Below are 26239 nucleotides of genomic sequence, written 5' to 3'. Positions count from 1 at the left end.
ACTTGTGGATCAGCTGACACCGCCGGGCCGATTGACGGGCTGATATTGACCGTGGATGAACTGATACGTTTCGTCGTAGACCTGGCGAATCGCCGGGGTTTGGCTGGTCTCGCAGTCGAGCAGAGTTGTGGTGTTTTGATACCACGCCAAAAAGCTGTTTTGGTAGTGATATGTGTACGCCGCGCTCAAATAGTCTTGGTAGTTCTGTCGCGCCCAAGTCCCCAGGCTGTCGGTGCGGGTAATGTCCCAGTGCATCTCCATTTCGATGCCCAATCCGTAGTGTCTCGCCAACTGGGCGGTGGATTGCAGGCGCTGCACGGTGGCGCCAGTGGTGAATGCGTAGTTCGGCTGCATCAGGGCGGTGTCAAATCCCATCCAACGCCAATCGCGAAAGCCGGTAGCTTCGTTGTAGGGAATCCAGTCAAATGTGTAGTGGCCGAGTGAGTGAACGAAGCGTCCGGTGTCGCGAATGAGCTTTTCATCGTTGGGTGTCCATTGTAAGTAAACACTCTCGTTTTGCCAATAGAATCCGGTGAGTTCCAGGTGCCGGAAGCCAGCGGAGGCGAATTTGCGCTTGACATAGGAGACATACCAGCGCACCGCCGCCTCACGGTTGGCCAGCGACTGTGCTTGGCCAACGTGGTCTGGGTTAAAATCCAGTCCATCTCCCCAGTTGCTGTTCAGGCCTGGAAACGGGATGCCGATGACCACCTTGGCTTTCCAGTTCTTTTGATGCAGGGCTTGGTCGGTTTGGGCGACTGCCTGGTCCAAGGCGTCCAGCTGCAGTCCACTCTGGAACAGTTGGTCGGCGAAGTATTTCCAATCTGCTTGCGTGGCGGTGCCCGTGCCGTAACTGCCCCCGCTGGGACCGGTATCAAAGGGTGTGAACAAGAAGCTGTCAAACATGCGTCCACGGATCTGCTGGCGGGTGTTTAGATAGGCGACGTAAGGCAGCAGTTCGTTCAAGTGCCAGACGCCGAGTTCAGGCTGACTCGAATAGTATCCGCTGGGAATCAATACCTCAGCCCGGCGGCCTGATGTTGCGACGGATCCCGCCCGAGGAAAACCTGCATCACCATCGGGCCGGGAGGGCGTGGGCCGTGGGCGCACCGCGCCCGGTTGGATTCCTGGCAGGCCAAACGCTTCGACCTCACTCAGAAACACGAACACGTCGTCATAGAACGTGTAACGCACATAGCGGGCGATGACGTTCAGGTGGGAGACGGTATACGCCTGAGTGAATACCCCCTTCTGGCTGATAGGAATCGAGGGTTTGGCTGTGCCGACACAGGACCAGTGCTTTCCGTCCAAAGAGACGGAAAATTTCATATGACGTGGAAAATAGATGCCAGAAGCTGTGTCCTGCAAGAGCCAGGCGTCCAACTTATGCAGGGTCTGTGACTTTCCCAGGTCCACCGTCACATTGTGCCGATCTTGGCGCAGGTAGCCGACCCACGGACCGTGTGCGCTCCAACTCGCGGGGCCGACCACACCATCGGTCAGCTTGCTTCCGTCGTCGGGAAAGTTGACTGTTTCGGACGCGTGGTAGACGTCGTCGATGACCGACGTGGAGACTTGATAAGGGCGATGCAGAGCCAAATCGACGTCGCTTGGGGTTGGACTCGCGGCAGTCGGGGCGGACAACAGCGCCATCATCCCGGCACCCGCGATGGTGGATGCGCCGAGCCTGGACCACTTGCCTGTGTTCATACAACGTCTCCTTTCAGCAAGCAGAATTAGGACCCAAGGTTTAGGTCGGGCAGCGACAGCACGTATTGGTACTCCTCATGCCATCGTTTCTGACTGCAATCGCGCAGACGCAGGGCAACACGGTCTGTGTACACCTGCACGAAGCGGAACTGAGGGTAGTCACCGTGGGGGCAGCCGCCACCGACAAACCAGGTTCCGTTCTGACGAACCAGTTGGTCGACGCGATCCATTCTGCAGTGGGTGTGGCCGCTGAACAGGATGGTGTTGGGACGAGTCTTGAGGATGTTGCGCAGCACCTCGGATTGGACCAGGGTGTATTCAGACTTTGCCACAGTGCGGTTGACCGGTTGATGGACAAAGGTGAATACCGGGCCCGCAGGCGCAGAGGTCAGTCGCTTGGACAGCCACTCGAGCTGGCGGTCGGACAGCCATCCGGCGTCCTTCAAGTCTGGCGAGTAGGACTCGCAGGAGAGAAACAAGAAGGTTCCCATCCGGGTCTGAACTTGGTAATAGATGTTTTTGAGCCCCGTGTAGTCCAGAAACCGACGCTGGGCGCGCTCGGGGCTGAAGGGGTGCGGTGCGTAGTCCTCGGGTTCATAGAAGCCGTAATACTCATGATTTCCCATGGTGCAGTACACGGGGCAGGGCACTACTTGGCGAATCGCTTGGAACGCCAGGTCATAGTCCCGCCGCTTGCCGTTGGTCAGGTCTCCATTGAGGACAACAAAGTCGGGTTGTTGACAAACCGCATCTTCCAGACTGTCGATGACCTGAGGCACCCATTCGACAGGTGCCAGCGTATCTTTCCACGCCATGAAGTGTAGGTCCGACAGGACGGCAAACGATAAATCAGGGCCGTGCATGCGCCTCACCTCACTTTATCTGAATGGTATCTCTATCTGTCATGAAAAATCAATCCGTCAAATAAAAAATTTAAGGAGGATATTTCTCTTCAGCGAAGAATAGCTAGAATCAAGGGCAGCACAGAATAGGGAATCCGCGACTGGGTGGGAAGAAATGACAGAAGAATCGATACTGCAGAAAATCCGAGGAGGGCTCATCGTTTCATGTCAGGCGCTGGAAAACGAGCCGCTCTACGGCGCGGACATCATGGCACGCATGGCGATAGCAGCGGAAAGTGGGGGAGCGGTTGGGATTCGCGCAAACGGAGCGAACGACATTCGACAGATCAAATCGGTCACGACTCTACCCGTGATTGGCATTCTGAAACGCAAGTGCCACGGGAGTGACGTGTACATCACACCAACGCTGGAGGACGTGGAGGAGGTGTTGAGAGCGGGCGCAGATATCGTGGCCGTGGATGCGACTCAGCGACCACGTCCGGGCGGCCAGCTTGGCAGCGAATTCGTGGCTCTGGTGAAACAACGCTTTCCAGAAGTTGTGGTGGTGGCGGATGTGTCCACGTATCACGAGGGGGTTCTCGCGGCGCAGGCAGGAGCAGATGTTGTGGCCTCCACATTGTCTGGCTATACGGAATACACATTTCCCTTACAAGAGCCTGACTTCCCTCTCATCGGAGCGCTCAGCGAGTCCCTGAGCATACCGGTGGTGGCGGAAGGGCGCATCCGTACGCCGCGGCAGGCGGCGCAGTGTCTGCGCTTGGGAGCCTGGGCGGTGGTTGTCGGTTCAGCAATCACCCGGCCGCAGGAGATTACGCAGTCGTTTGTCGAGTCTTTGCACCGGTGTCTGCAGGAGCAGACGGCGGAGGGTGAGCAGCGTGTCTGAGTGTGTCGTCGGAGTCGACATCGGTGCGACGAAGGTCGCCGCCGGCCTAGTTGATGAGACCGGCGGTCTGCGGGGCGCGCTGACCGTGCCGACGCCGGAAATGGGCGGCGAGGCGGTGCTCAAGGCGGTCTTCGACCTGTTGCATTATCTCGCGGCGCGGGCACAGCGACACGCGATACACATCCGCGGCATCGGGGTGGGCACGGCGGGTCAAGTCGATGCAGAGCAGGGCATCGTACGCTCGGCGACGGCCAACCTGCGCGAATGGAGTCAGGTGCCGCTTGCGGAGAGGATTGGTCAGGCCACCAGACTGCCCGTGCGCGTCGACAACGACGGCAATGCCGCCCTGCTGGCCGAGGTGTGGGCCGGAGCTGCCAAGGGTCACGGCGACGCGGTGGGCCTGACTATCGGCACTGGCATCGGAGGCGGGGTTGTGACGGGCGGCCGCATTTTGCATGGAGCCTGGGGCGGAGCTGCCGAGCTTGGGCATCTATGCGTGAACTTCCGGGGGCCGCGGTGTACGTGCGGATCGACCGGGTGCGTCGAAGCCTACGCCTCCGGACATGGTTTGGTGGAGCGGTTGCAGGAACGCTTGGCTGCGCAACCGGCCGATGTCTCGCCAGTTGCTCGCGAGTATCTGTCCAGCCACGGGTTGGACGGTGTGACGACGGCGATGGTGTTTCAGTGGGCGGAGGCGGGCGATGCATTGGCCCGAGAGACGCTGGATGACGCGCTGGCTGCGTTGGCGCATGCGGTGGTAAGCCTGATTCACACCTTCAACCCCACAGTGGTTGTGGTAGGCGGTGGCGTGGTTGCCGCCAACCCTGCTTTCGTCTCGCAGTTGGCCGCGCGTGTGCGGGGGCTCGGGATGTCGTCTCTGGTGCAGCCGGTGCCTATTGTGCCGGCACAGTTGGGCGCCAGGGCGGGTGTGATTGGTGCCGCCTCACTGATTTGGTGGCAATGCGGGGGATAAATCACGAAGTTAAGGGAGTGAGTTTCAGTGGAACGGCTGCGAGTCGGAGTGATTGGCGCCGGCACTATCGCGCGGGTGGCGCACTTGCCGCACTATCAGAGCCACCCGGACGTGGAACTGGCTGCGTTGGCCGATTTGGATGCCCTCCGCGCCCGCAAATTGGCAGACGAGTTTGGCGCCAAGGCTGTCTATACAGACGCTCAAGCCATGTTCAAGCAGGAGCGGTTGGATGCGGTCAGCATCTGTACACCCAACCGAACGCACGCTGAATTGGTGCAGACGGCGTTTGCACATGGGGTGGATGTGCTGGTGGAAAAGCCCTTGTGTTCCGATGCTGAGGATGCCGAACGATTGGTGGCGGCGGCAGAGGGTGCCGGGCGCATCTGCATGGTCGGTATGACACACCGCTTTCGCAGTGACGTGCAGGCGGTCAAACGGTTTCTCGACGCGGGCGACTTGGGCCGGTTGTATTACGTGCGGGCGCATATCCTGCGTCGGCGCGGAACGCCGGCCGGGTGGTTTACGGATAAGTCCAAATCCGGCGGCGGGTGTCTTATGGATATCGGTGTGCACGCTCTCGATTTAGCCTGGTGGATGGTCGGAATGCCGGATTTGGTCAGCGTCTCCGGGCAATTGGTACAGGGCATCGGGCGCTACCAGACCTTGATGGCTTCGCGCTGGCAGTCCTCCGATGCGGCCAACCAGGAGAACCAGGTGTTTGACGTGGAGGACTTTGCGACAGCGTACCTGCGCTTTGCTGGCGGTCTGGTCATGCAGTTGGAGGTCAGCTGGGCGGTCAACGGCCCCCAAGATGACGCGCTGAAGGTCGATGTGTTTGGCGACCGTGGTGGGATAACGCTCGATCCGCCCGTGTTCTACGGTGAACACAACCGGGTGTTGACCGAGTCCAGACTGTCGGTGGAAGGCAACGACTTCTACCGGGACGAAATCTATCACTTTGTCGATTGTGTTCAGCGGCGCCAACAGCCGCTGTGCACGGTCCAGCAGGGGCAAAAGGTGGTCCAGATGCTGCTGGCCATCGTGCGTTCGGCTGAGACAGGGCGGGAGGTGCGCCTCTGAGAGTGCAAGCGGCCCAATTTCGCGGGACGGGGGTATAGACATGAGGTTGTGCGTGAGCATGTGGAGCATGCACCGCAAGTTCTACGACCAGGGTTGGAGCGTCATGGATTTCCTGAACTTCTGCGCGAAGAATGGCATTGACTGCGTCGAGCTGTTGGACGTGTTTTGGCGCGACATCGAACGGGAACTGGCCGCAGTGCAGCAGTTCTTGCGTGAGCACGAAATGCAGGTCGGCGCCTATGCAGTGACTAACGACTTTGTGCAAACGGACCGAGCGGGGCGAGACCAGGCCCTTCAGGCTATTCTTACCGGTCTGCCGGTAGCAGAAGCTCTGGGCACCAAAGTGGTGCGGGTGTTTGCGGGCGATGCGAAGCCAGAATGCGATTTTGACGTCGGGCTGCAGTATATCGTCAGCGGATTGCGGGCGGCGGCACAAGCGGCAGCGCGATGCGGCCTTACACTCGCGCTGGAGAATCACGGGCAGTTGGCCGGACGCGGCGAGCAGGTGCAGCGGATTCTCGACGAGGTGGGTAGTCCCGCCCTGGAAGCTGCATTTGACACTGGCAATTTCATCTTGGTCGGGCAGTCTTCACTGGCAGCGTTGGATGAATTGCTGCCCAGGATAGTTCACGTACACGTAAAAGACTTTCGTCGGACCGCGGGTGATGAGGGGTATCCGGCCATCGACGGGACTCGCTATCAGTCGGTCATCTGCGGGAAGGGGGTGATTCCGCTCGGGCCCATCTTAACGCGGCTCCAGGAATACGGGTACAGCGGGTGTATCTCGCTGGAATACGAAGGCGGCGGAGACGAGGCGGCCGGCGTGTTGGAAAGTTTGCAGGCGCTGGATCGCTGGATTAGTGCTGCCGGAGACGAAGACCAAAGGGGGAGTCTGATGTGAAGCGAGGGAAACGGATGGGGGCGCATGCGCTAGCCGTGCTGACAGCAGCCGGACTGGTCGCCGGCTGTGCGGGCGGCAACGTCGGGCAAAACCAGGCGACTGCGCCGACGAAATCGACACCAAAGCAGGCGGCGGACACGTTTTCGTTGTACTGGAACGACGGCAGCAGCGGCTTTGACCCAGCGCTGTGGACGTTCCAGATGTTCCTGGATTCGGCGGGAATCTTTGAGGGGCTTGTGCATGGTGGACCGGACGGCAAGTACGAGCTGGGGGTTGCTGACAAAATCGAGCACAACAGCGACTACACGGTCTGGACGTTTCACTTGCGCAAAAACGCCAAGTTTTCCAATGGCGACCCGGTGACCGCAGAGGATTTTGTCTACTCGATTCAGCGCGCCGTCAGTTTGCAGACCGCTCAGGAGACCAAGCACGGTCCCGTGCCGATTACCGACGTGCCGATTCAAAACATTGTCCAGTGCCGCACCGGGCAAAAGCCGATGAGCGCTTTGGGGGTCAAAGCCCTCGATGACCACACTCTGCAGATGAAGCTAAGCCAAAAAGACAATCACCTGCTACGGGATATGACGTTGAATACGTCGGCTTGGATTGTGCCGGTGGATAAGAAGGTCATCGAGAACATGAAGCCGGACGATTGGTCCAATCCCAGCAAGGTGGTCGGCAACGGCCCATACAAGCTTGCCTCTTTTCAAAACAAGACATCCGCGACCTTGGTGCCCAACCCTTACTACTGGGGCAGAGTCAATTTAAAGAAGATTACTGTGCAATTTTCATCGAACATCAACCAGTTGCTGGCGTTCAAAAACGGAACCTTGGACTGTGCACTGCTCAGCTCCCAGGACGTCGCCGCGGTCAATGCCGATCCGACCCTGAAAAGCCAGCTGCACTATTGGAACACACAGGCGCAATACACGCTGGAGGTCATGCCTTCTAAGAACAAGGCCTTGCAGAACGAGGACGTGCGCAAGGCATTCGAAATGGCGATTGATAAAGAGGCGATATGCAAGAGCGTCCTCAATGGCACTGCCATCCCGGCTTATGATCCGTTCCTCATGCAGTGGCAGGAGCCGTGGGTCAAGGACACAGGCATCTCGTACAACCCGGAAAAGGCCAAACAACTGATGGCCAAGGCCGGATACCCAGGCGGGAAGGGCTTTCCCACAGTTGTGTTGCTGGTCGGATCGACCACAGACCACGTAGCAGAAGCGATTCAACAGATGTGGCAGCAGACACTCGGGGTGAAGGTGGTTTTCAAGGGCGAAGAGTGGGGGCAGTACCTGACAGACATGAAAAAGCAGTTGCCCGCCAACGAAGTGGGCTGGGTGAACAATTCTCAGCAAGGTTCTTACCCCGAACTCAAATTGCCGCAGGATTTGGGGGATTGGCTGTACAGCAACGGTGGCTTGCACAGTCAGTTTCTGCCGCCGGACGTGTATCAACGCTGGTATCAGATTGACAGTGATACGAGCCTCAATCCGACTAAGAAAGAGTCGGAAGAGGTGGCCATCTATGAAAAATACCTACCAAAGCAATATATTGATTACGTGAAGACAGGTGTGAAGGCGTATCAGACTCAGGACGAGAACCTGTTGAAACAGTTTTACGTGACGCGTGAGCAGCGGGCCTACGACATCCCGGTGTACACACCCAAAAACCCTGTCCTGCTGCGGTCTACCTTTACTGGTTACACGCCCAACAACTTCATTTTGACCAATCCACCGTATTGGTTCAATGACATTCATGCGGCAGGCGGGTCCAACTAAACGATTCACGCCCAGGGGCCACGTCCCCCTGGGCGGTGAGAGGTGGACGGGGTTGCTTAAGTATCTCGTCAGGCGTGTCCTGTACATCATTGTGGCGTTCTTCATCGTCAGCCTGGTGACGTTCTTTTTAATGAAAGCGGCGCCTGGGAGTTTTCTACAACTGAATCAATATGTCGGAAACATTGCGGCGGCTGCCACCAGTATGGGCTTGGACAATGTGGTCGCCCAGGAACTGGCCAAGGAGTACCACTTGAATGACCCTTGGTACGTTCAATACTGGTACTACGTCTGGCATTTCATCACGTTTCATATGGGATACTCGTTTGAATTCCCCAATACGGACACGGTGACGTTGATTCGCCAGACCTTTCCTCTATCGCTCGGTCTGGCATTCACTTCAATTGCCGTAGCGGTGGTGCTGTCGATTGCTGCTGGCACCTTGGCGGCCATCCGCGAGAACACTTGGATGGACGGCACCACGATGTTCGTCGCCATGGTCGGTACGGCTGTGCCATCGTATGTCGTGGCCGTCTTTCTCATGCTCGTATTTGGCGTTTGGTTCCACCTGCTTCCTGTACTCGGTTACCAAGGACCCCGGTATTTTGTCTTGCCCGTCCTTTCACTGGCCATACCCATGATAGGCTCCATGTCGCGTTACATGCGCAACAGTTTGATGGAGAGCCTTCATTCTGAATATATCGTCACCGTATTTGCCAAGGGCGGGGGGCTATGGCAGGCGGCGTTTGGACATGCCCTGCGCAATTCGCTGCTACCGTTCGTCACGGTGGTCGGACCGCACTTGGCGGCCCTGATGATGGGGACCGTCTTCATTGAGCAATTGTTCGGTCTGCCGGGGTTGGCCCACATCTTTACCGACGCGGCCTCAACGCGCGATTACCCGCTCATCATGGATTCGACTCTGTTGTACTCGGTGGTGATTATGGTCATGAACCTGATTGTGGACCTGGTCTACAGCGTGCTTGACCCGCGTATTCGAAAGTTCGGATATACGGGGTGACCTCGTTTCATGATGCAAACAGTGGTGTTTTATGCACTTGTGAGGAGGCGTGCAGATGGCGATTGAAATCGGACGGTCTGACAGTTTGCTGCAAGGTGTCCGGCGTCGATCCGTTCTGCACATGCGGTGGCATCGCTTTTGCCGTAACAAAGTGGCGGTTGTAGGGCTCGGGGTGGTGGCGTTGCTCGTGTTGTTGGCCATTCTGGCGCCGGTTCTCTCCCCGTACTCCTATTTCAAGTCTGACTTCACGGCTACGTACCAAGCACCGAGTGTCCGGCATTGGCTGGGTACTGATTCCCTGGGACGGGACGTATTCAGCCGCGTGCTATGGGGGTTGCGCAGCGCCTGCATTGTAGGTTTTGGCGCGGAGGTCGTGGAGTTGACACTCGGACTTCTGTTGGGTGCCATCGCCGGTTACATGGGCGGAGTTGTCGACAACGTGTTGATGCGCATCGTCGATATTGTCTATGCGTTCCCCAGTTTCTTGTTCAGCATCATCCTCGTCGTCTTGCTGGGGCACAACATTTGGGCCGTGTTGATTGCCGTTTCGGCCACCAGCTGGGTCGGCATGGCGCGGGTGGTGCGCAGCCAGGTGCTAGCCATTCGTCAGTCTGGATACATCGAGAGTGCGCGCAGCCTGGGGGCCGGGTGGTGGCGGGCGATACGGCGTTATGTGATTCCGAATGCCTTGGGGCCTATCTTGGTCGCAGTGACCTTTGGCATCCCCGCCAATATGATGACCGAGGCGGGCTTGTCCGTGGTTGGGCTGGGCATTGAGCCGCCCACACCGGATCTAGGGCAGATGATCATAGAAGGGCAGTCGTCCCTGTTCTCCTACCCGTACCTTCTGCTCGCCCCGGCACTGGTGTTTGCTGTGGCCCTGCTGGCGTTCACGTTCGTCGGCGACGGGCTGCGTGATGCGTTTGATACCAAGCAGCGGCGCTAGCCTGCCGATGAGGAGGGGGAACTTGTGTCCGTACTACTTCGGATAGAGGATTTATACGTGCAATTTGGCACGGACGAGGGGACGGTGCATGCTGTCAACGGTCTCAACCTGGAGCTCAAAGCCGGAGGCACAGTTGCCATCGTGGGTGAAAGCGGCAGCGGCAAGAGTACGGCCATGACCGCCCTGATGCGGCTTTTGCCCCGTACTGCCCGCGTATCTGGTCACATCTGGTTTGACGGTCAGGACCTGCTTTCCCTTTCGTCGCGCCAGGTGAGAAGATTGCGCGGGCATCACATATCGATGGTCTTCCAGAATCCCATGGCCTACCTAAACCCGACCAAGACCATCGGTCAACAGCTAATGGAGCCCCTGCTCTACCATCACCTTGCCACTCCTCGTCAGGCCCAGCAGCAGGCGCTTGACTTCTTGGAGCGCGTGGGCATCGCGAGCGCCCGCGCGCGGTTTTCCAGCTATCCGTTTGAATTCAGTGGCGGCATGCTGCAGCGGGTGATGATTGCCATGGGCCTGATAGCTGGGCCGAAGCTATTGATTGCCGACGAGCCCACGACCGCTTTGGACGTCACCGTTCAGGCAGAGATCTTGGCCTTGCTCAAGGAACTGCAGGCCGAGCACGGGATGGGGATGGTGCTGGTGACGCACGACATGGCAGTGGCCGCGCAAATGGCTGACGAGGTGTACGTGATGTACGGCGGGATGGTCGTTGAGCATCTGCCTTCGCACGAGCTGATGAAGGGCGAAGCGCACCCGTATTTGCGTGGTCTGCTGCGCTCGATTCCACGCATTGACGGACGCCGCGAAAAGCTGCCATTCATCGCTGGGAACCCGGTGAACACTGTCGGAACGCTGCCGCACGGGTGCCTGTTCGCGAGCCGTTGTCCCCACCGTCGGAACCAGTGCAGCGAACGCCCGCCCCTCGTGAAGCTCGGCGACAGGCATGAAGTGATGTGCTGGCTCCCTTACGTAGACATGGAGGAGGATGATGATGGCCAGTTTGGCATCCAATCCGTTGGCGCAGCTGGAACACATCTGTAAGACGTTTCCTGCCCAGCGCGGTGAGGTGGTGGCGTGTGATGACATTTCGCTGACAGTGACCAAAGGTCAGAGCTTGGGTGTGGTTGGGGAGAGCGGCAGCGGGAAATCGACCCTGGTGCGTATCTTGCTCATGTTGATACCGCCGACTTCTGGACAGGTGTGGCTGCACGGGCATGATGTCACGCACCTGCCTGAGCACCGGTTGAAACCTTTTCGGAGGCATGTGCAGTTTGTAGCCCAGGACCCTTTGTCGGCGTTGATGCCGAATCTGACCGTTGCCGAAAACATTGCCGAGCCGTTGTGGATTCATAAAGTTGGCGACAAGGAATCGCGGCGGAAGACGACGCTGGCGCTGATGGAGAAAGTCGGATTGGCTTCAGAATTATGGAACTCATTTCCGAGTGAGTTGAGCGGCGGGCAACAACAGCGGGTTGTCATTGCCAGGGCTCTCGCCTTGATGCCCGAGTTGATTGTGCTCGATGAGGCGGTCTCCAGCCTGGATGTGTCGATTCAAGCGCAGATTCTCAACCTGCTACAGACGTTGAAAGAAGATATGGAGTTGACATACGTATTCATTTCTCACAACCTTGCCGTGATCCGGCTGATGTGTGAGCAGACCGCAGTGATGTACAAGGGGCGCATCATTGAATTTGGCGATTCGGAGGCCCTCTTCGCGCACCCTCTCCACCCGTACACCCAAGCTCTGATCGACTCTATTCCGGCGTTTACGGCTCAGGGGGTCACGCCGCTTCGGGCTGTTGGGAGACGGACTGCGGAAACAAGCGGATCGACAGTAGCCGGGTGCCCCTATCATCCGCGCTGCCCGCTGGCGTCCGAGACGTGCCGGCGTGAGCGGCCCGAGCTGCGGTGGATAGGTGACCGCCAGGTGGCGTGTCATCACGCCGAGACCATGAACGCCTCACAGGTCGTCTCTGGGTGAGAGCCACGGGTGAAAAGGAGGAAACACGCATGAGTAGGCTCAAGGTGGCTGTTGTCGGGGCGGGCACGATGGGGACGGTGCATTCTGAAGCCTATCGGGAGATGGCGGACGTCGATTTGGTCGGCATTCTCGACATCCGCCCGGAAGCCGCCCAGCGTCTGGCTGCCCGCCGGGAAACCGCGGCCTACACGACGCTGAACGCGCTCATCCAGGCGGCGCAGCCGGACGTTGTCGATGTCTGTGTACCGACCTATTTGCACCGGCAGGTGGTGGAAGCGGCGGCGGTCGCGGGGTGTCACGTTATTTGTGAAAAACCGATTGCCCGCACCCTAGCCGACGCCGAGGCGATGATACGCGTCTGCCAAGCGGCTGGGGTGAAGCTGTACATCGCGCACGTGGTGCGGTTTTTTCCCGAGTATCGGCGCGCCCATGATCTGGTGTGCGATGGTGCTGTCGGCCGCGTGGGCGTTGTCCGAGCCATGCGCGGGGGCGCATTTCCCGTCGGCTGGGAGGACTGGTACGCCAATGTTGCTAAGTGCGGCACGGTCATCGTCGATTCAATGATTCACGACTTTGACTTCTTGCGCTGGTGTTTCGGCGAGGTGGACCGGGTCTATGCCAAGAGTCAGTTGGGCCGCGACATGGTCCAATCGGATCACGCGTTTGTCAGTCTGCGCTTCCAAAATGGAGTCATCGCCCACGTTGAGGGCACCTGGGCGTATCCGAGCGGATTTTATACGGAGCTGGAGATGGCCGGGGCTAAGGGGTTGATTGAGTTTAGAAGTCAGGACGCGATTGCTGTGCATACGCAGATTCGGCAGTCGGAGCGGGCGCACGCAGGGGTCCAGGTGCCCGAGAGTCCGCTCGTCAAAAGCCCATACCAGTTGGAACTCGAACACTTTCTGGAGTGTATTCGCCGGGACGTGCAGCCGTTGGTGACGGCGGAGGATGCATGCAAGGCGTTGGAAATCAGTTTGGCCGCCCTAGCCAGTGCGCGCGCGGGAAAACCCGTTCGACTCGCCCAGACACCCAACACGACAGCGTCAGTGCAAGAGCGGTTGACAAGGGGGAATCAGGATGACTGAATACCACCTCGGCGTTGGCATCCTCAGCTTTGCGCACATGCACGCGTACACGTACGCAGACATCCTGCGTCGCATGCCCAGCGTGCGCATTCAAGCGGTAGCCGACTTCGACGAAGAACGCGGACGAGCCGCCCAAGCACGGTTTGGTGGCGCGTTCTACCAGGACTATCAAGCCCTGCTCACACGGGACGATATCGAAGCCGTCATCGTGTGTTCGGAAAATTCCCGGCATGCCGAGATGGTTATCGCCGCGGCCCAGGCGCATAAGCATGTGTTGTGTGAAAAGCCGATGGCCACACGCGTCGAGGACGCACAGCGGATGATTGAAACTTGCCGTCAGCACGGCGTCAAGCTGCAAATCGCGTTTCCCGTGCGCTATTGTTCACCCCTACGCCGGCTCAAGCAGACCGTGGATGCTGGCCGCCTTGGGCGGATAGTGGCCATCCGTGGTACCAACCATGGGCAGAATCCAGGGGGATGGTTTGTAGAACGGCAGTGGTCGGGTGGTGGCGCGGTGATGGACCACACCGTGCACGTGGTAGACATCATGCGTTGGCTGACGCACAGCGAGGTGCGCGAAGTGTACGCCGAGATCGACACCCGCTTCTACGATATTGAGACTGACGATTGCGGTCTCCTCATGCTTGAGTTTGACAACGGGGTGTTTGCCTCCCATGACCCTAGTTGGTCACGCCCCCAGACCTACCCGACGTGGGGGGATGTGACGCTTGAGGTGGTGGGTACGGAAGGGATCACCCGGGTCGACGCGTTGGCGCAGCACCTGAACGTCTACCAGGACCAGGAGGGAAGGTACCAGCACGTGTTCTTCGGAGATTCGATGGACGCCGGCTTACTGACCGACTTTGTCGCATGCGTGCGAACAGACAAGGAGCCGTTCATCTCCGGCGAAGACGGTCTGCGCGCGCTGGAGGTGACCCTGGCTGCCTATGAATCGGCGCAGTCTGGCCGCCCGGTGAGACTCCGCTGAAGGGTGCCCGTTTTCACCTCTCCCTTGTCCCGATACGCCCGATTCTTTTAAAATTGAACGGAGAAGTATGCATCTGTTCACGCCATCCTGGATTCTGAGGAGAGGTTGCCATGAAGCTTGGAGTGTTTGCCGTTTTGTTTGGCCAGAAACCGTTTGAGGAGGCGCTCGATATCATCGCCGAGGCCGGTCTGCAGACCGTCGAAATCGGCACCGGCGGCAACCCTGGGAAAGCGCATTGCAATCCGGCCGAATTGCTCGCCGACGAGGGCAAGCTGCGGGCGTTTCGACAGGCGGTGGAAAGCCGCGGCTTGGAGATCAGCGCCCTCAGCTGTCACGATAATCCGCTCCATCCTTACGCCGACGCGGCGCGGCAGGCGCATGAGGATTTTGTCAACACGGTGCTGTTGGCGGAGCGGCTCGGAGTGAAAAACGTCATCACGTTTTCCGGCTGCCCCGGCGAGTCGGAGCACTCCCGGTACCCGGTCTGGGTGACCTGCCCCTGGCCGACCGACAACCTGACCGTGCTTGAGTGGCAGTGGAATGAAAAGGTCATTCCGTACTGGCGCGAGCAGAACCGGTTTGCCGCGGAGCATGGGGTGCGGATTGCGATTGAGCCGCATCCAAGCTTTGTCGTATACAATACCGAAACGATGCTGCGGCTGCGCGAAGCCTGCGGTGAATCCATCGGCGTGAACTTTGACCCGAGCCACCTCTTCTGGCAGGCTATGGACCCGGTGGTTGCCATCAAGGAGTTGGCGGCGGCAGGTGCGCTGTTCCACGTGCACGCCAAGGACACAGCGTTCGACCGCGAGAACACGGCCAAAAACGGCGTTCTGGACACCAAGCCGTATACGGACGAGCTGCACCGCTCGTGGATCTTCCGCACCGTCGGGTATGGCCACGGGGAGGAGACCTGGCGGCAGATCTTGAGCGCCCTGCAACTGGTCGGCTACGACGGTGCCATCAGCATCGAACATGAAGACAGTCTGATGTCGATTGAAGAAGGATTCCAAAAGGCGGTAAAATTTTTACAGCAGCAGCTCATCCGCGAGCGTCTGGATAAGGTGTGGTGGGCGTGATAGCCTATTGACGTCGGACCGACCGGAGACCACGGCACCCCAAGATGGACAGGAGATGATCTCATCCCCATGGCACATCCCCAGATCCAGGCGCACCGAGGATGGAGCGGGCGTTACCCCGAGAACACATGCTTGGCCTACGAGCGGGCACTGGATCTACCCATCGAGGGCATCGAGTTGGACGTTCAGCTGTCGGCGGATGGGGTTCCGGTGGTGATACATGATGCGACGGTGGATCGGACGACCGACGGTCATGGCCGGGTGGCCTCGTTCACGGCACGAGAGTTGGCGCGGTTGAATGCGGCTGCCCATTGGCCAGCGTCCACCCGTCCAGGTTCCCGCCCATCCAATCTGATGCGCCAGGTCCCTGAGCAGGGCCTGGCGTTTCAGCCCATCCCGACGCTGGAGCAGGCGCTGACGGCGATTTGGAGGGCGCGCCAAGATACCATCGTCAACATCGAGCTCAAGGTGTATCAGGCGAACGGTCGGTCGCTCGTGGATGCCGTCGTGCCGACTGCGCGGGAATTGGCGCACCGCATGTCGGTACCTTTCCAGCTTGTCCGCTTTTCCTCGTTTCGTCACACCTGCCTGGAGTATCTGAAGTCGCGCTGGCCGGATGTCCCCACCGGTCTGTTGTACGATCACGAGGTGGCACAGCCGTGGCGCCGGGCGCGGCGGCTTGGTGCCGAATCGGTCAATCTGCAACACCTTCTCATCCGACCTGATACTGTGGCCGCCTGTCATGAGGCGGGCGTCCAGGTGGCCGCCTGGACGGTGAACCATCCGGCCCGCATTGCGGAGATGTATCGGTGGGGCGTGGATGTGCTGATCTCCAACCATCCGGACGTGGCGGAGACGGTGCGCAGACAATGGCTGAAGGAGGACAGCACGTGGCCGTCATCCTAATCAAGCTCGGGCTGTCCGCCCTATGCGGGATTGTCCTCGGCCTGGAGCGGGAGATCAAGCACAAACCCTTGGGCCTGAAAACCTGTCTGGTCATCTCGGTCGCCAGCTGCCTGCTGACCATTGTCTCCATCGAGTCGGCGGTGACCTCCTGGGGCGAATCGCAGCTGATACGGGCCGATCCCATGCGATTGGCGGCCCAGATTGTCAGCGGTATCGGTTTCCTCGGTGCCGGCGTCATCCTGCGCCGCAGCAACGAGGTGATCTCTGGACTGACCACCGCGGCCATTGTCTGGGCCGCCTCGGGCCTTGGCATCGCCATTGGCGCAGGCTACTATGCGGAATCGCTGATGGGCCTCGCCCTCATCATCATCAGCGTCGAGGTGATCCCGTTTGTCATGAAGCGGGTGGGCCCGCGCGCACTGCGTGAAGACGAGGTCCATGTCACCGTGGTCGTCGGCAGCGAAGGCGCGATTGAGGCGGTGGTGGCGGCGGTGGAGGGCCTGGGGATGCACGTGGAAAACCTGCGCGTGCGCGGCCTTCAGGACGGGCACGAGGTGTTTCTGACGTGCGCGGCCGCCCTCGGCCACGAGGAGATCCCGGATGCCTACCGCAGACTCATCGCTCTTGCCGATGTCCGCTACGCGGAAATCGAGGTGCTGTGACCGACGCGACGACCGACGCGCATCACGTCCCCTCCACAGCCAGGACCAGGGCGTATACCGCCGCCGGACCGTGCACGCCGATGCTCAGGTCGTTTTCGATGTCCGAAGACCGGCTGGGCCCGCTGACAAAGTGCAGCGATGACGGCACGCGCTCCCCGGGCTTCGGCAGGGCCTCGCCGAGTCGGGTCTTGATCTGCCGGGCGTGAAGCAACGCGATGTGCACCGTCGGCAGGAGGTGGACGGATCGGCCTCGCCAAGCGTCCGCCGCCATCATCAAGGTCCCAGTGTCGGCAATTGCCGCGGCGCAGCCGGTGATGCCGACGTGGGTGTCGGCAAACGATTTCGCCGGCGCCTCTCCCCAGCGTAGGACCGTAAACCGTGCGAGCAGTCCGTCAATCTGGAACTCTTTCAGGGTATCGCCGCCCCACACCCCAATGGCCGGCGGGGCGAGATCGCGGAGGAACCCTTCCAGTCGGTTGTGCAGGTCTGTGAGATCCGGGCAGACCCACGCCTGACCGCCCTGCTGGGCAAACCGCTCGACGAAAGTGGATACCCTATCCGCCGAGCTCAGCGAACGCCCGGTCCAAAATTCGGGTGCACCGCGTCGGTACGGCGCTACAGGAGCCCCGTCCTGGCGGCCCAATCGTTCGCGAATGCGGGCAAGAAACGCTTGTTCTTCCATGGGCCTCACTCCTTGTTGACCGCCGTCTCATGCGCGGGTGCGCCTTCAGTCCCTGTCGCGGGCGGGCGGTTGCCCTGGCGGAGTTCCTGTCTGAGTCCGGGCCAGCCTTCCCGGAACGACCGCTTGGCGAGGACCGGGGCGCGCCGCGTCTGCGTCCAGCCGCGCAGCGGACCGATGCGCGCGTCAATCCCGCCGTGGCGGGCCACCAGCACCTGACCCAGGCGTCCGCTTCGGATGATTGCGCGGTACCGCCCGGCACGGGCAAAGACAAGCCGGAAGCCGCGGGAAGCTGCCCGTTCGCCGCGCTTGGCCAACCCCTGGGCCACGTGGCGCCGGCGCAGTTTGACCAGCATGTCGTGCAGCGGAATCTGGACCGGGCAGGCTTCGAAACAAGCGCCGCACAGACTGGAGGCGTACGGCAGGTCCGCGTACTCGGGTCCCGGGTTGAGCAGCGGCGTCAGCACCGCGCCGACAGGCCCCGGATAGACCGATCCGTACGCGTGCCCACCAATCTGCCGGTACACGGGGCACACGTTGAGGCAGGCGCCGCAGCGGATGCAATGCAGGATGTCCTGAAAGTCGGCGTCGCCGAGCTGACGGGAGCGACCGTTGTCGAGGATGACCACGTGCAGTTCGCGGGCGCCATCGGCCTCTCCGTCGCGCCTGGGACCGGTGAAGCACGACATGTAGGTGATGACGTTCTGCCCGGTCGCGCTTTTGGGAAGCAGGTGCGAAAACACCTCCAGGTCGGCAAAGCTGGGCAGGATGCGCTCCATGCCCATGATGACCACATGCGTCCGCGGCAGGTTGGCGACCATGTCTGCGTTGCCCTCGTTCGTGAACAGGACCACCGTGCCCGACTCGGCGATGCCGAAGTTGCACCCGGTGACGCCGATGTCGGCGCTCTGAAACAGCGTCCGCAGCGTCCGCCTGGCGAAGCCGGTCAGCGCTTTCGTGTCGGTGGTCAGGTTTTCGCCGCCCGCCTTGGTGAACAACTCCCGGATTTGCTCCCGCGTCTTGTGAATCGAGGGGATGATGATGTGCGAAGGCGTTTCCCCGGCCAGTTGAATGATGTATTCTCCAAGGTCCGTCTCCACCACCTGGATTCCCTCGTCCTCCAGGTGCCGGTTGAGGTGGATTTCCTCCGAGACCATCGACTTGGACTTGACCACGAGCTTGGCCCGCCGCTTCTTGGCGATGTCGACGATGGCCTGCGCCGCCTCCTCGGCATCGGCCGCAAAGTGCACGTGGCCGCCCGCCGATCGGACGTTGTCGGCGAACTGCTGCAGATAGAAGTCCAGATGGGCAATCGTATGGGCGCGGATGTCGCGGCCCCGGTCCCGCCATTCCTGCCAGCGGCCGAACGTCTCGGTGACATTCGCCTTGCGTGTGCGCAATCTGTCGGTCGTGAACTGCACCGCCTGCTGCAAGAGTGGATCCTGCAACGCCGATTTCGCCCGCTCCCGAATCCCGGTTTGGCTCATCCCACGATTTCCCTCCTGTGCTGTGCCTGCGTCCCTTCATACAGCAGCTGCGCCAGGTGCATCACGCGGACCCGGCGGCCTTCGCGCGCCATGCGGCCGCCGATGTTCATGAGGCAGCCCATATCCGTGCCCACCAGTACCTGCGCTTGTGTTTCCTCGACATGGCGGACCTTGTCCTCCACCATCGCACTCGACAGTTCGCCCATTTTGACCGCGAACGTACCACCGAAACCGCAGCAATCGGCCGCGTAGGGGAGAGGGACCAACTCCAGACCGCGCACGTGACGGAGCAACTCCAGCGGCTCATCGCGCACGCCGAGCAGGCGCGATCCGTGGCAAGACGGATGGTACGTGGCCCGCGCCGGGAAGCTGGCGCCGACATCCGACACTTCCAACACGCGCACGAGAAACTGGGAGAATTCATAGGTCTTCTCGGTCAGGGCGGCCGCCCGCCGGCGGCTCTCGGCGTCGCCGGCAAACAAATCAGGGTAGTAATGGTAAATCATGCCGCAGCACGATCCGGACGGAGACACGACGTAATCGTACGGATCGAACGCGTCGAGCAGGGTGCGGGCGACCTCGCGGGCGTCGTCCCAGTAACCGCTGTTGAACGCCGGCTGCCCGCAGCAGGTTTGCTGCTCCGGGAAATCGACGTCGACGCCCAGCCGGTGCAAAAGGCGCACCATCGCTTCACCGACCTGCGGGTACAGGCTGTCGACCAGACACGTAACGAACAGAGCCACCTTCACGCTCATACCTCCTCGGACGGTTGTGTTGACGGATGCTCCAGGTGCAATCGACTCTCGACATAGAGCAGGTGGGTCTGCATGGCGGCTTCCGCCCCGTCCCCGTCGGCTGCAGAGATGGCTTGCGCGATGTGCTGGTGCTGCCGTAGCAGGGTCTGCGCTTCGCCCGGTCGTTCATACAGCCGCCGGCGGCTTTCATACAGTTGGGCCTGCACCTTCTCCGCGATGGTATCCAGCAGCGACGGAAACAGTGGATTCCCGGAGGCGGCCGCGACCGCCCGGTGGAACGTCCAGTCAGCCGCCTCTCCCACAGATCCACTGGCGATATCGGCCTCCATTTCGGCCAATGCGCCGGCCAGTGTCTCCATGTCAGCTGTCGTTCGGCGACCGGCCGCGAGGCGGGCGGCCCCGCCTTCGACCACTCGCCGCAGCTCCAGCAGGTGGCGCATCTCCTGCCGCGTCAACACCCCGGTGGCCGTCGCTTGGCGCGCGAGCGCGGACGCGTCAAAGCGCGTGACGAAGGTACCCTCGCCCTGTTTCACCGTCACCAGGTGCATCGCCTTGAGCGCTGACAGGGCCTCCCGCACCGCCGCCTGTCCGACCAAAAACTGTTGGCTCAGCTCCCGCACCGAGGGCAGCCTACTGCCCGGGGCAAACACGCCCCCCAGGATAGCCTCTTTCAGCCGTTCGGTCACGGCTTCGGTGGTCTTGGTCGTGCGGATGGGTTGGAGCGATGGCAAGCGTTTTCCTCCTTCAGCGTGTTCAATGTGTCGATAACCGAGTCATCAGATCACCACATGGCTATACTGTACCATGCAGCGACGGCTGCTGCCAAGCCCAATGGCGGGCAGATCATCCACCACATCTATCGGAAATGGCCGATAAGGTGTATGATACAGACATGAAAACCCGTTCCTTGCACGAATGAAAGCGCTATCGTGAGCGTGTTTGCTATCGACCGACTGTTTGGTAGGGTTGCGAGACGGTCGATCCGAATGGGGGTTGTGGCTGTCGTCCGCTTGCCTTTGGCGGCTCCGCCCAGTTATGCTGGGCCACGGAGCCAGGAACCAGTTGGCCAGGAGTCCATCCGCAGCGCTTGCCCTGGTCCGACAAAGGGGGAAACAAGTTCGCAATGATGAACTATCCGCTGCTGCTCCGCTCTGTGTTGTATCGTGCCGCTACGGTGTTTCCCGAGAAGGAGATTGTGTCTCGGGATTACTCACAAACCGTGCGCTATACCTACGCCGACATGCACCGGCGGGTGTGCCAATTGGCCAACGCGCTGAACGCTTTGGGCGTGCAACGGGGAGAGCATGTCGCGTCGTTTGCCTGGAACCACCACCGTCACCTCGAACTGTACTTTGCCGTCCCCTGTTCTCAGCGGGTGCTTCACACTGTAAACATCCGTCTGTTCCGGGATCAAATCGTGTACACCATCAACCACGCGGAAGACAAGGCGCTGTTTGTCGATGAGGACTTGGTGCCGCTCATCGAGTCGATGGTCTCGGAGTTGAAGACTGTCCAGCACTACATCATCATGACGGACAAACGGGGGACTCCCACCACGTCTTTGCCTGGTGCCGTGTACTACGAAGATTTCATCGCCGGCCAGCCCGAGACCTACGAGTTTCCGGAGTTTGACGAATGGACACCGGCCATTCTGAGCTATACGTCGGCCACCACCGGGAATCCGAAAGGGGTTCTTTACACGCATCGTGGTCTGTATCTGCACTGTTTGACCAGTCTGACCGGTGAGCTGGGGACGCGTGAGTACGATGTCACCATGCCCGTGGTGCCGATGTTTCATGTCAACGCATGGGGGCGTCCCTATTGCGACACTTGGATGGGCGCCAAGCAGGTCTATCCGGGCAGCCGCCCCACTGCGAAAGACCTGTGCGAGTTGATACACACAGAGCGGGTGAGCTTCGCGGTGGGGGTCCCGACCATCTGGATGGGTGTGCTGCAGCATGTCCGGGCCCATCCACAACAATACGACTTCAGCTGTGTACGTTTCCTGATGTCCGGTGGGGCCGCAATGCCGGCGTCGCTGACCCAGGCTTTTGAGCGTGAACTGGGGGTGCGTCTGTGGCAAGGGTACGGGCAAACCGAGACGACCCCCGTGACCTTCGTGAATGAACCCAAGAGCTCCTTATCCCATCTCTCCGAAGACGAGAGGCTGAAGCTGCGGACAAAAACGGGTCTCATCATGCCTGGCCTGGAGATGCGCGTTGTCGGCGAAGACGGACGTGAGGTCGCTCACGATGGGAAGCAGATGGGCGAGTTGTGGTTGCGTGGGCCGTGGGTGTTAGCCGAATACTACAAGGATGCAGATCAGACCGAGCAGTCGTTTGTGGACGGTTGGTTCCGCACAGGCGACATCGTCACGTTGGATGAGCACGGCTATCTGCAGATTGTCGACAGGACCAAGGACCTGATTAAGAGCGGCGGTGAGTGGATTTCTTCGGTCGATCTCGAAAACACCATCATGGCGCATCCGCTGGTTGCCGAGGCGGCGGTCATCGGTATCCCGCACGAAAAGTGGCAGGAGCGGCCCCTTGCCTGCGTGGTGCCGGCCCAGGGCGCCGAGGGCCGCGTGACGAAGGCGGACATCCTGGAGTTTCTGCGCGCGAAGGTCGCGAAGTGGTGGCTGCCCGACGACGTGGTCTTTGTCAGGGAAATCCCCAAGACCAGCGTGGGCAAGTTTGCGAAGAAGACGCTGCGTCAGTGGTATCAGGAAGGCAAACTGGTGGCGTCGACAGCGCCAGAGTTGAGCGGAGAGAGCCACGCTTGACCCCGCATGGGGTGCGGAAGAACAGACAAACCCGCCAGGAACCTGGCGGGTTTGTCTGGGCCTGTGCATATTTCTGTGTGTATGGAGTCCAGACACGCGCCCGGGCGGCTACCGGCTGTCGCGCCCCGGGGCGTGCGGGCGGTCTGGATGTTGTCGTCTGTCAAAAAGCCCGCATGTACTGCTTTGGCACCTGAGGCTCCTGTTGGAGCGCCTGCGCCGCGTGAATCGGCCAATACGGATCGCGCAGCAGGCCTCGGGCAATCGCCACCAAATCGGCGTCCCCATTGGCTACGACCGCCTCCGCCAGGGCGGGATGCTCCAGCATGCCCACTGCAATCACCGGCGTCCCCAGCGTCTCCTTGAATGCGCGGGCAAACGGAACTTGGTAGCCCGGATAATTTCCCGGCCTGCGCTTGCCAGCCGGCCCTTCGCCACCTGAACTGACGTGGAAGATGTCGACACCCGCGTCCTTGTACCGTTTCCCGATTTCCAAAATATGGTCTACATCGTAGCCCCCGTCCACATACTCCACCGCGGAGACGCGCATGAACAGCGGCATCGAGGCCGGCATTTCGCTTTTTACCGCCTGAATCACCTCGTGGCCGAACCGGGCCAAATCCTGTCCGTATTCGTCGTCGCGGTGATTGGTGTACGGAGAGTGGAACTGGTGAATCAGATAGCCATGCGCCCCGTGCAGCTCGATGACGTCCACGCCCGCAGCCACCGCCCGCCGGGCCGCTTGGCGGAACTTTTCCACCATCTGCTTCACTTCGTCCGTGCTCAACGCGCGCGGCGTCTTGTATCCCGGACCTTCGAAGCGGATGGGAGAGGGTGCCACGGGTACCTCCGCGTCCTCGGCTTTACGTCCGGCGTGGGCAATCTGAATTCCGACCTTGGCGCCGTGTCGGTGGCAGGCATCAATGATGCGCGCGAAGGCAGCGATGTGGTCATCTGACCACAGCCCCAGGTCGTAGTCGGTGATACGACCGTCCGGTTCGACATCTGTCATTTCGATGATAATCAGACCGGCCCCGCCCACGGCGCGGCTGGTGTAGTGGACAAAGTGCCAATCGTTGGGCTTGCCATCCTTGGCGGTCACCGAATACTGGCACATCGGCGCCATCACGACGCGGTTTTTCAGTTCAAGACCTTTATAAGAAAACGGGGTAAAGAGCTTCGACATGTGTGCAGTCCCTCCTCCTAGCAAGACTGGAACGGGCATAGAAGCCCTGTTTGTCCTTCCAAAGGAAGATGCGTCCAATCTCGGCGCCTTCTGGTCGGGGCAGATACTATCTTATTGTAAGCCAAGGAGCCAGTCAACGGGTCCCCCTGTGTGTCCACCCATGACGTGCAAAGGAGGGAGGTTATGATTCACATCCCTTCCGGCGAACGATTTCCATTAAATGTTAATTTTGTGTTGATCATGTTTATGTGTGCACTTTTTATACGTTCACGTGATCCTAGGAGCTTGCAAGGTTGTGGTTGATAAGACACAATAGAACTGTCTTTTTATCAAAACTAAACAGATCGGCTGATTAATTTGTTGATTTTTGTTGGTGTATTTCAGAAAGATGGTGAGACATGAGGATTCGCCTGGGGATTTCAACCGGGTTTGCAGGTGGATAGGTACCAAACATTATGAATCCCGCGGAGGGGGATGTTTGTAAACAAATGGGAAATGGCCAGTGTGATACGTTCGAACTGCGGGATCGGATGATGCAAGAATTGCGCTAGGCCTTCCAACGCGTGGAGGAGGAGCAGTTGGGACAACTACTGGACGAAATCTGCCAAGCTAAGCGGGTGTTCGTGTATGGCCTGGGTCGCGAACGACTGATGTTGCAAGCATTTGCGATGCGCCTGATGCATTTGGGGCTGACGGTTCACGTGGTGGGCGACGTTACGACACCACGCATAGGCGAGGGTGATCTTTTTCTGACCAGTTCTGGAGCTGGGTATCTTGCGACTGTAGAGGCGTTGATGAAGATTGCGAAGACGGCCAGGGCTCGGATCGCTTTCTTTACAGCCGCCACGGATTCACCATTACTTCCAATGGTGGACCAAGCAGTCTTGATTCCAGCGCGGACAATGCGTGACGACAGGAATGGCACTTCGTCCGTCCAGCCGATGGGGACGTTGTTTGAACAGGTGCAGCTCATGCTGCTCGATATGCTGGCAATGCGATTAAAAGAGCGGCTTGGCCGGACAGAGACGGATATGGTCGAGCTGCACACTAACCTGGAATAGAAGAAGGTGAGGGAATCGTGAAAGCGGTTGTATATGATGCGCCGCGTTCGTTTCGAGTGGAAGATGTGCCAGTTCCGGAGATTGCGGCAAATCAGGTCCTTGTTAGAGTCGCCACGTGTGGCGTTTGCAAAACGGACGTGCACATTCACCATGGCGAGTTTCTGACGGAGTTTCCGTTGATACCTGGGCATGAGTTTGCTGGGGAGATTGTCAAGGTCGGAAGCGGGGTGGAGGCTTTCAGGCCTGGGGACAGAGTGGCGGTGGACAACACAGTGTTGTGTGGTCACTGTTACTACTGCCGGCGGAATGAACCACTATTTTGTGAAAGATTCTACTCTCTGGGGTGTAATGGGCCCGGCGGTTTCGCCGAATATGTGGCTGCGGGGCATGACAAGGTGTTCCCGATTGGCAATCTTACGTTTGAAGAAGCAGCCATGATTGAGCCGACAGCATGTGCGGTGCACGGATTGGATGTGATCGATGTACGCCCTGGGGACGATGTACTGTTGTTTGGTACCGGACCGACGGGCATCGTGCTGGCGCAGTTGCTGCGCCACGCGGGCGCCGGAAACCTCGTGGTGGTCGCTTCCGACGAGCGCAAATTGGAAGTGGTGGCGGGGCTGGCGGCAGCTGACGTAGTACGTATGGATAGGTCCGACTATTCCAAGCATACGGCCGAGTTACAGCGGCGTTACCCGAAAGGATTTGACGTTATTATCGACGCGACAGGGGCAGTCACTGTCCTCCAGCACTGCACACAGTTCGCCAAGTACGGCGCGAAGATCGTGGTGTACGGCGTGTGCAACGAATCGGACCAAATGGTCATCAGTCCGTATGAAGTGTTCCGAAAAGAACTGAAGATTATTGGTTCATTCGCGCAGACGCACTGTTTTGATCGGGCAATTAAATTCATGCAGCGGGGTATTGTGAATGTTCGTGACATCATTACACATCGATTTTCACTCGACGATTTTGGAGACGCCATCAAGCAGGTCGAGTCCGGGCGTGGACATATAAAGGTGATAGTTGGAAGTGTGTGACGGTGGGTATGGGCGCAGTGAAGATTTTGAAGATATATGGGGAGTGACGAACTGAAGTTTTGAGCATGGCACGGGGAGCGATATAAGTTTGGGGAGTTAAGTTTTGTAACGGTCCACAAGTTCCGGAGAGATATAGAAAATCCCCTGGGCACCCGTGGATCGAAGTTCCTTTCTCCTGCCTACAACCGAATCTTGAAATCATGGTCACTCTACTCCCATGACATCGCACTCCCTCATGAGTGATTATCTTGTGGTTGGGTGTTTGTAGATGTTCAACTCTAGACAATGTCTTGTTGATTTGCTATAGTCTACACGTCAAGAATTGTTTATTTGTGTTCTGGTGTTGTTGAATGAACTAGAATTTGGGGGTGAGAGGAGCTGTAT

24 protein-coding genes are annotated in these 26239 nt (G+C 59.4%); 17 read left to right on the top strand and 7 right to left on the bottom strand.

Translation table 11 applies throughout. The features are described 5' to 3' along the window. Window positions 1-9: 9 nt before the first annotated feature. Window positions 10-1710 (bottom strand): DUF4855 domain-containing protein, encoded by a 1701-nt coding sequence (locus ASH01S_RS05790; protein WP_067925002.1) that lies wholly within the window; start codon window positions 1708-1710, stop codon window positions 10-12. A 26-nt stretch (window positions 1711-1736) separates the two neighbouring features. Beyond that, window positions 1737-2573: a metallophosphoesterase family protein gene (locus tag ASH01S_RS05785; protein WP_067924999.1), complete on the bottom strand. Its 837-nt coding sequence runs from the start codon at window positions 2571-2573 to the stop codon at window positions 1737-1739. A gap of 154 nt (window positions 2574-2727) precedes the next feature. Here ASH01S_RS05785 and ASH01S_RS05780 point away from each other — a divergent pair, with 154 nt between their 5' ends. The 14 genes from ASH01S_RS05780 to ASH01S_RS05715 all read left to right on the top strand — a co-directional run bounded on the left by ASH01S_RS05780 (window position 2728) and on the right by ASH01S_RS05715 (window position 16868). Continuing rightward, complete coding sequence (locus ASH01S_RS05780; protein WP_067924996.1) at window positions 2728-3456, top strand: N-acetylmannosamine-6-phosphate 2-epimerase; 729 nt, start codon at window positions 2728-2730, stop codon at window positions 3454-3456. Next, a complete protein-coding gene (locus ASH01S_RS05775) occupies window positions 3449-4429 on the top strand; it encodes an ROK family protein (protein WP_067924993.1) in 981 nt (326 codons plus the stop codon). The genes ASH01S_RS05780 and ASH01S_RS05775 overlap by 8 nt, the downstream gene beginning before the upstream one ends. A 27-nt stretch (window positions 4430-4456) precedes the next feature. After that, on the top strand, window positions 4457-5509 hold the full coding sequence (locus ASH01S_RS05770) for a Gfo/Idh/MocA family protein (RefSeq protein WP_067924991.1): 1053 nt from the start codon (window positions 4457-4459) through the stop codon (window positions 5507-5509). Window positions 5510-5567: 58 nt separating this feature from the next. Then, window positions 5568-6410 (top strand): sugar phosphate isomerase/epimerase family protein, encoded by an 843-nt coding sequence (locus ASH01S_RS05765; RefSeq protein WP_245628948.1) that lies wholly within the window; start codon window positions 5568-5570, stop codon window positions 6408-6410. After that, entirely contained in the window at window positions 6407-8191 is a 1785-nt protein-coding gene (locus tag ASH01S_RS05760; RefSeq protein ID WP_067924981.1) for a peptide ABC transporter substrate-binding protein, read from the top strand. Before ASH01S_RS05765 ends, ASH01S_RS05760 begins: the two co-directional genes overlap by 4 nt. A 52-nt stretch (window positions 8192-8243) precedes the next feature. Beyond that, window positions 8244-9209, top strand: coding sequence for an ABC transporter permease (locus ASH01S_RS05755; protein ID WP_067924978.1), 966 nt, complete (start codon window positions 8244-8246; stop codon window positions 9207-9209). A 55-nt stretch (window positions 9210-9264) separates the two neighbouring features. Further along, window positions 9265-10155 (top strand): ABC transporter permease, encoded by an 891-nt coding sequence (locus tag ASH01S_RS05750; RefSeq protein WP_067924975.1) that lies wholly within the window; start codon window positions 9265-9267, stop codon window positions 10153-10155. 24 nt (window positions 10156-10179) lie between these two features. Next, window positions 10180-11208 carry an ABC transporter ATP-binding protein gene (locus tag ASH01S_RS05745; protein WP_067924972.1) on the top strand — a complete coding sequence of 343 codons (1029 nt, stop codon included), beginning with the start codon at window positions 10180-10182 and terminating at the stop codon, window positions 11206-11208. Continuing rightward, window positions 11159-12148: an oligopeptide/dipeptide ABC transporter ATP-binding protein gene (locus ASH01S_RS05740; RefSeq protein ID WP_067924969.1), complete on the top strand. Its 990-nt coding sequence runs from the start codon at window positions 11159-11161 to the stop codon at window positions 12146-12148. Before ASH01S_RS05745 ends, ASH01S_RS05740 begins: the two co-directional genes overlap by 50 nt. Before the next feature lie 29 nt (window positions 12149-12177). Further along, window positions 12178-13233 (top strand): Gfo/Idh/MocA family protein, encoded by a 1056-nt coding sequence (locus ASH01S_RS05735; RefSeq protein WP_067924966.1) that lies wholly within the window; start codon window positions 12178-12180, stop codon window positions 13231-13233. Further along, window positions 13226-14221 carry a Gfo/Idh/MocA family protein gene (locus ASH01S_RS05730; RefSeq protein WP_067924962.1) on the top strand — a complete coding sequence of 332 codons (996 nt, stop codon included), beginning with the start codon at window positions 13226-13228 and terminating at the stop codon, window positions 14219-14221. The genes ASH01S_RS05735 and ASH01S_RS05730 overlap by 8 nt, the downstream gene beginning before the upstream one ends. 110 nt (window positions 14222-14331) lie before the next feature. Beyond that, window positions 14332-15300, top strand: a complete 969-nt coding sequence (locus tag ASH01S_RS05725; RefSeq protein ID WP_067924960.1) for a sugar phosphate isomerase/epimerase family protein — start codon at window positions 14332-14334, stop codon at window positions 15298-15300. Window positions 15301-15369: 69 nt separating this feature from the next. Continuing rightward, window positions 15370-16206 carry a glycerophosphodiester phosphodiesterase gene (locus ASH01S_RS05720; protein WP_067924958.1) on the top strand — a complete coding sequence of 279 codons (837 nt, stop codon included), beginning with the start codon at window positions 15370-15372 and terminating at the stop codon, window positions 16204-16206. Further along, a complete protein-coding gene (locus tag ASH01S_RS05715) occupies window positions 16191-16868 on the top strand; it encodes an MgtC/SapB family protein (RefSeq protein ID WP_245628944.1) in 678 nt (225 codons plus the stop codon). Before ASH01S_RS05720 ends, ASH01S_RS05715 begins: the two co-directional genes overlap by 16 nt. A 22-nt stretch (window positions 16869-16890) precedes the next feature. On the opposite strand, the gene ASH01S_RS05710 is transcribed toward ASH01S_RS05715, so the two are convergent. From ASH01S_RS05710 to ASH01S_RS05695, 4 genes are read right to left on the bottom strand one after another with little or no spacing between them, the layout of a single operon-like run. Continuing rightward, window positions 16891-17550, bottom strand: a complete 660-nt coding sequence (locus ASH01S_RS05710) for a LutC/YkgG family protein (RefSeq protein WP_067924954.1) — start codon at window positions 17548-17550, stop codon at window positions 16891-16893. 5 nt (window positions 17551-17555) lie between these two features. Further along, window positions 17556-19034, bottom strand: a complete 1479-nt coding sequence (locus ASH01S_RS05705; RefSeq protein WP_083516850.1) for a LutB/LldF family L-lactate oxidation iron-sulfur protein — start codon at window positions 19032-19034, stop codon at window positions 17556-17558. Continuing rightward, window positions 19031-19783, bottom strand: a complete 753-nt coding sequence (locus ASH01S_RS05700) for a (Fe-S)-binding protein (RefSeq protein ID WP_067924952.1) — start codon at window positions 19781-19783, stop codon at window positions 19031-19033. Before ASH01S_RS05700 ends, ASH01S_RS05705 begins: the two co-directional genes overlap by 4 nt. Before the next feature lie 2 nt (window positions 19784-19785). Next, complete coding sequence (locus ASH01S_RS05695; protein ID WP_067924946.1) at window positions 19786-20520, bottom strand: FadR/GntR family transcriptional regulator; 735 nt, start codon at window positions 20518-20520, stop codon at window positions 19786-19788. A 392-nt stretch (window positions 20521-20912) separates the two neighbouring features. Here ASH01S_RS05695 and ASH01S_RS05690 point away from each other — a divergent pair, with 392 nt between their 5' ends. Continuing rightward, on the top strand, window positions 20913-22571 hold the full coding sequence (locus tag ASH01S_RS05690) for a long-chain fatty acid--CoA ligase (protein WP_067924944.1): 1659 nt from the start codon (window positions 20913-20915) through the stop codon (window positions 22569-22571). Window positions 22572-22731: 160 nt separating this feature from the next. Here ASH01S_RS05690 and ASH01S_RS05685 read toward each other — a convergent pair whose 3' ends face one another. Further along, window positions 22732-23754 carry an NADH:flavin oxidoreductase/NADH oxidase gene (locus tag ASH01S_RS05685; protein WP_067924942.1) on the bottom strand — a complete coding sequence of 341 codons (1023 nt, stop codon included), beginning with the start codon at window positions 23752-23754 and terminating at the stop codon, window positions 22732-22734. A gap of 563 nt (window positions 23755-24317) precedes the next feature. Between ASH01S_RS05685 and hxlB the strand changes: the two genes are divergently transcribed. Together hxlB and ASH01S_RS05675 are read left to right on the top strand one after the other, a co-directional pair. Continuing rightward, window positions 24318-24815, top strand: a complete 498-nt coding sequence (gene hxlB / locus ASH01S_RS05680) for a 6-phospho-3-hexuloisomerase (RefSeq protein WP_304504133.1) — start codon at window positions 24318-24320, stop codon at window positions 24813-24815. Window positions 24816-24832: 17 nt separating this feature from the next. After that, window positions 24833-25855 (top strand): zinc-dependent alcohol dehydrogenase family protein, encoded by a 1023-nt coding sequence (locus ASH01S_RS05675; protein ID WP_067924939.1) that lies wholly within the window; start codon window positions 24833-24835, stop codon window positions 25853-25855. Window positions 25856-26239 lie beyond the last annotated feature (384 nt).

The organism is Alicyclobacillus shizuokensis NBRC 103103 (genome assembly GCF_001552255.1).
GTDB classification, from domain to species: domain Bacteria; phylum Bacillota; class Bacilli; order Alicyclobacillales; family Alicyclobacillaceae; genus Alicyclobacillus_G; species Alicyclobacillus_G shizuokensis.
This window is presented reverse-complemented; position numbering and strand designations above follow the sequence as displayed.

Coding starts and splice junctions, on each gene's coding strand:
- ASH01S_RS05740 (WP_067924969.1), top strand. CDS start 11,159: ATGGCCAGTTTGGCATCCAATCCGTTGGCGCAGCTGGAACACATCTGT.
- ASH01S_RS05780 (WP_067924996.1), top strand. CDS start 2,728: ATGACAGAAGAATCGATACTGCAGAAAATCCGAGGAGGGCTCATCGTT.
- ASH01S_RS05720 (WP_067924958.1), top strand. CDS start 15,370: ATGGCACATCCCCAGATCCAGGCGCACCGAGGATGGAGCGGGCGTTAC.
- ASH01S_RS05785 (WP_067924999.1), bottom strand. CDS start 2,573: ATGCACGGCCCTGATTTATCGTTTGCCGTCCTGTCGGACCTACACTTC.
- ASH01S_RS05725 (WP_067924960.1), top strand. CDS start 14,332: ATGAAGCTTGGAGTGTTTGCCGTTTTGTTTGGCCAGAAACCGTTTGAG.
- ASH01S_RS05790 (WP_067925002.1), bottom strand. CDS start 1,710: ATGAACACAGGCAAGTGGTCCAGGCTCGGCGCATCCACCATCGCGGGT.
- ASH01S_RS05750 (WP_067924975.1), top strand. CDS start 9,265: ATGGCGATTGAAATCGGACGGTCTGACAGTTTGCTGCAAGGTGTCCGG.
- ASH01S_RS05710 (WP_067924954.1), bottom strand. CDS start 17,550: ATGGAAGAACAAGCGTTTCTTGCCCGCATTCGCGAACGATTGGGCCGC.
- ASH01S_RS05705 (WP_083516850.1), bottom strand. CDS start 19,034: ATGAGCCAAACCGGGATTCGGGAGCGGGCGAAATCGGCGTTGCAGGAT.
- ASH01S_RS05735 (WP_067924966.1), top strand. CDS start 12,178: ATGAGTAGGCTCAAGGTGGCTGTTGTCGGGGCGGGCACGATGGGGACG.
- ASH01S_RS05685 (WP_067924942.1), bottom strand. CDS start 23,754: ATGTCGAAGCTCTTTACCCCGTTTTCTTATAAAGGTCTTGAACTGAAA.
- ASH01S_RS05690 (WP_067924944.1), top strand. CDS start 20,913: ATGATGAACTATCCGCTGCTGCTCCGCTCTGTGTTGTATCGTGCCGCT.
- ASH01S_RS05765 (WP_245628948.1), top strand. CDS start 5,568: ATGTGGAGCATGCACCGCAAGTTCTACGACCAGGGTTGGAGCGTCATG.
- ASH01S_RS05730 (WP_067924962.1), top strand. CDS start 13,226: ATGACTGAATACCACCTCGGCGTTGGCATCCTCAGCTTTGCGCACATG.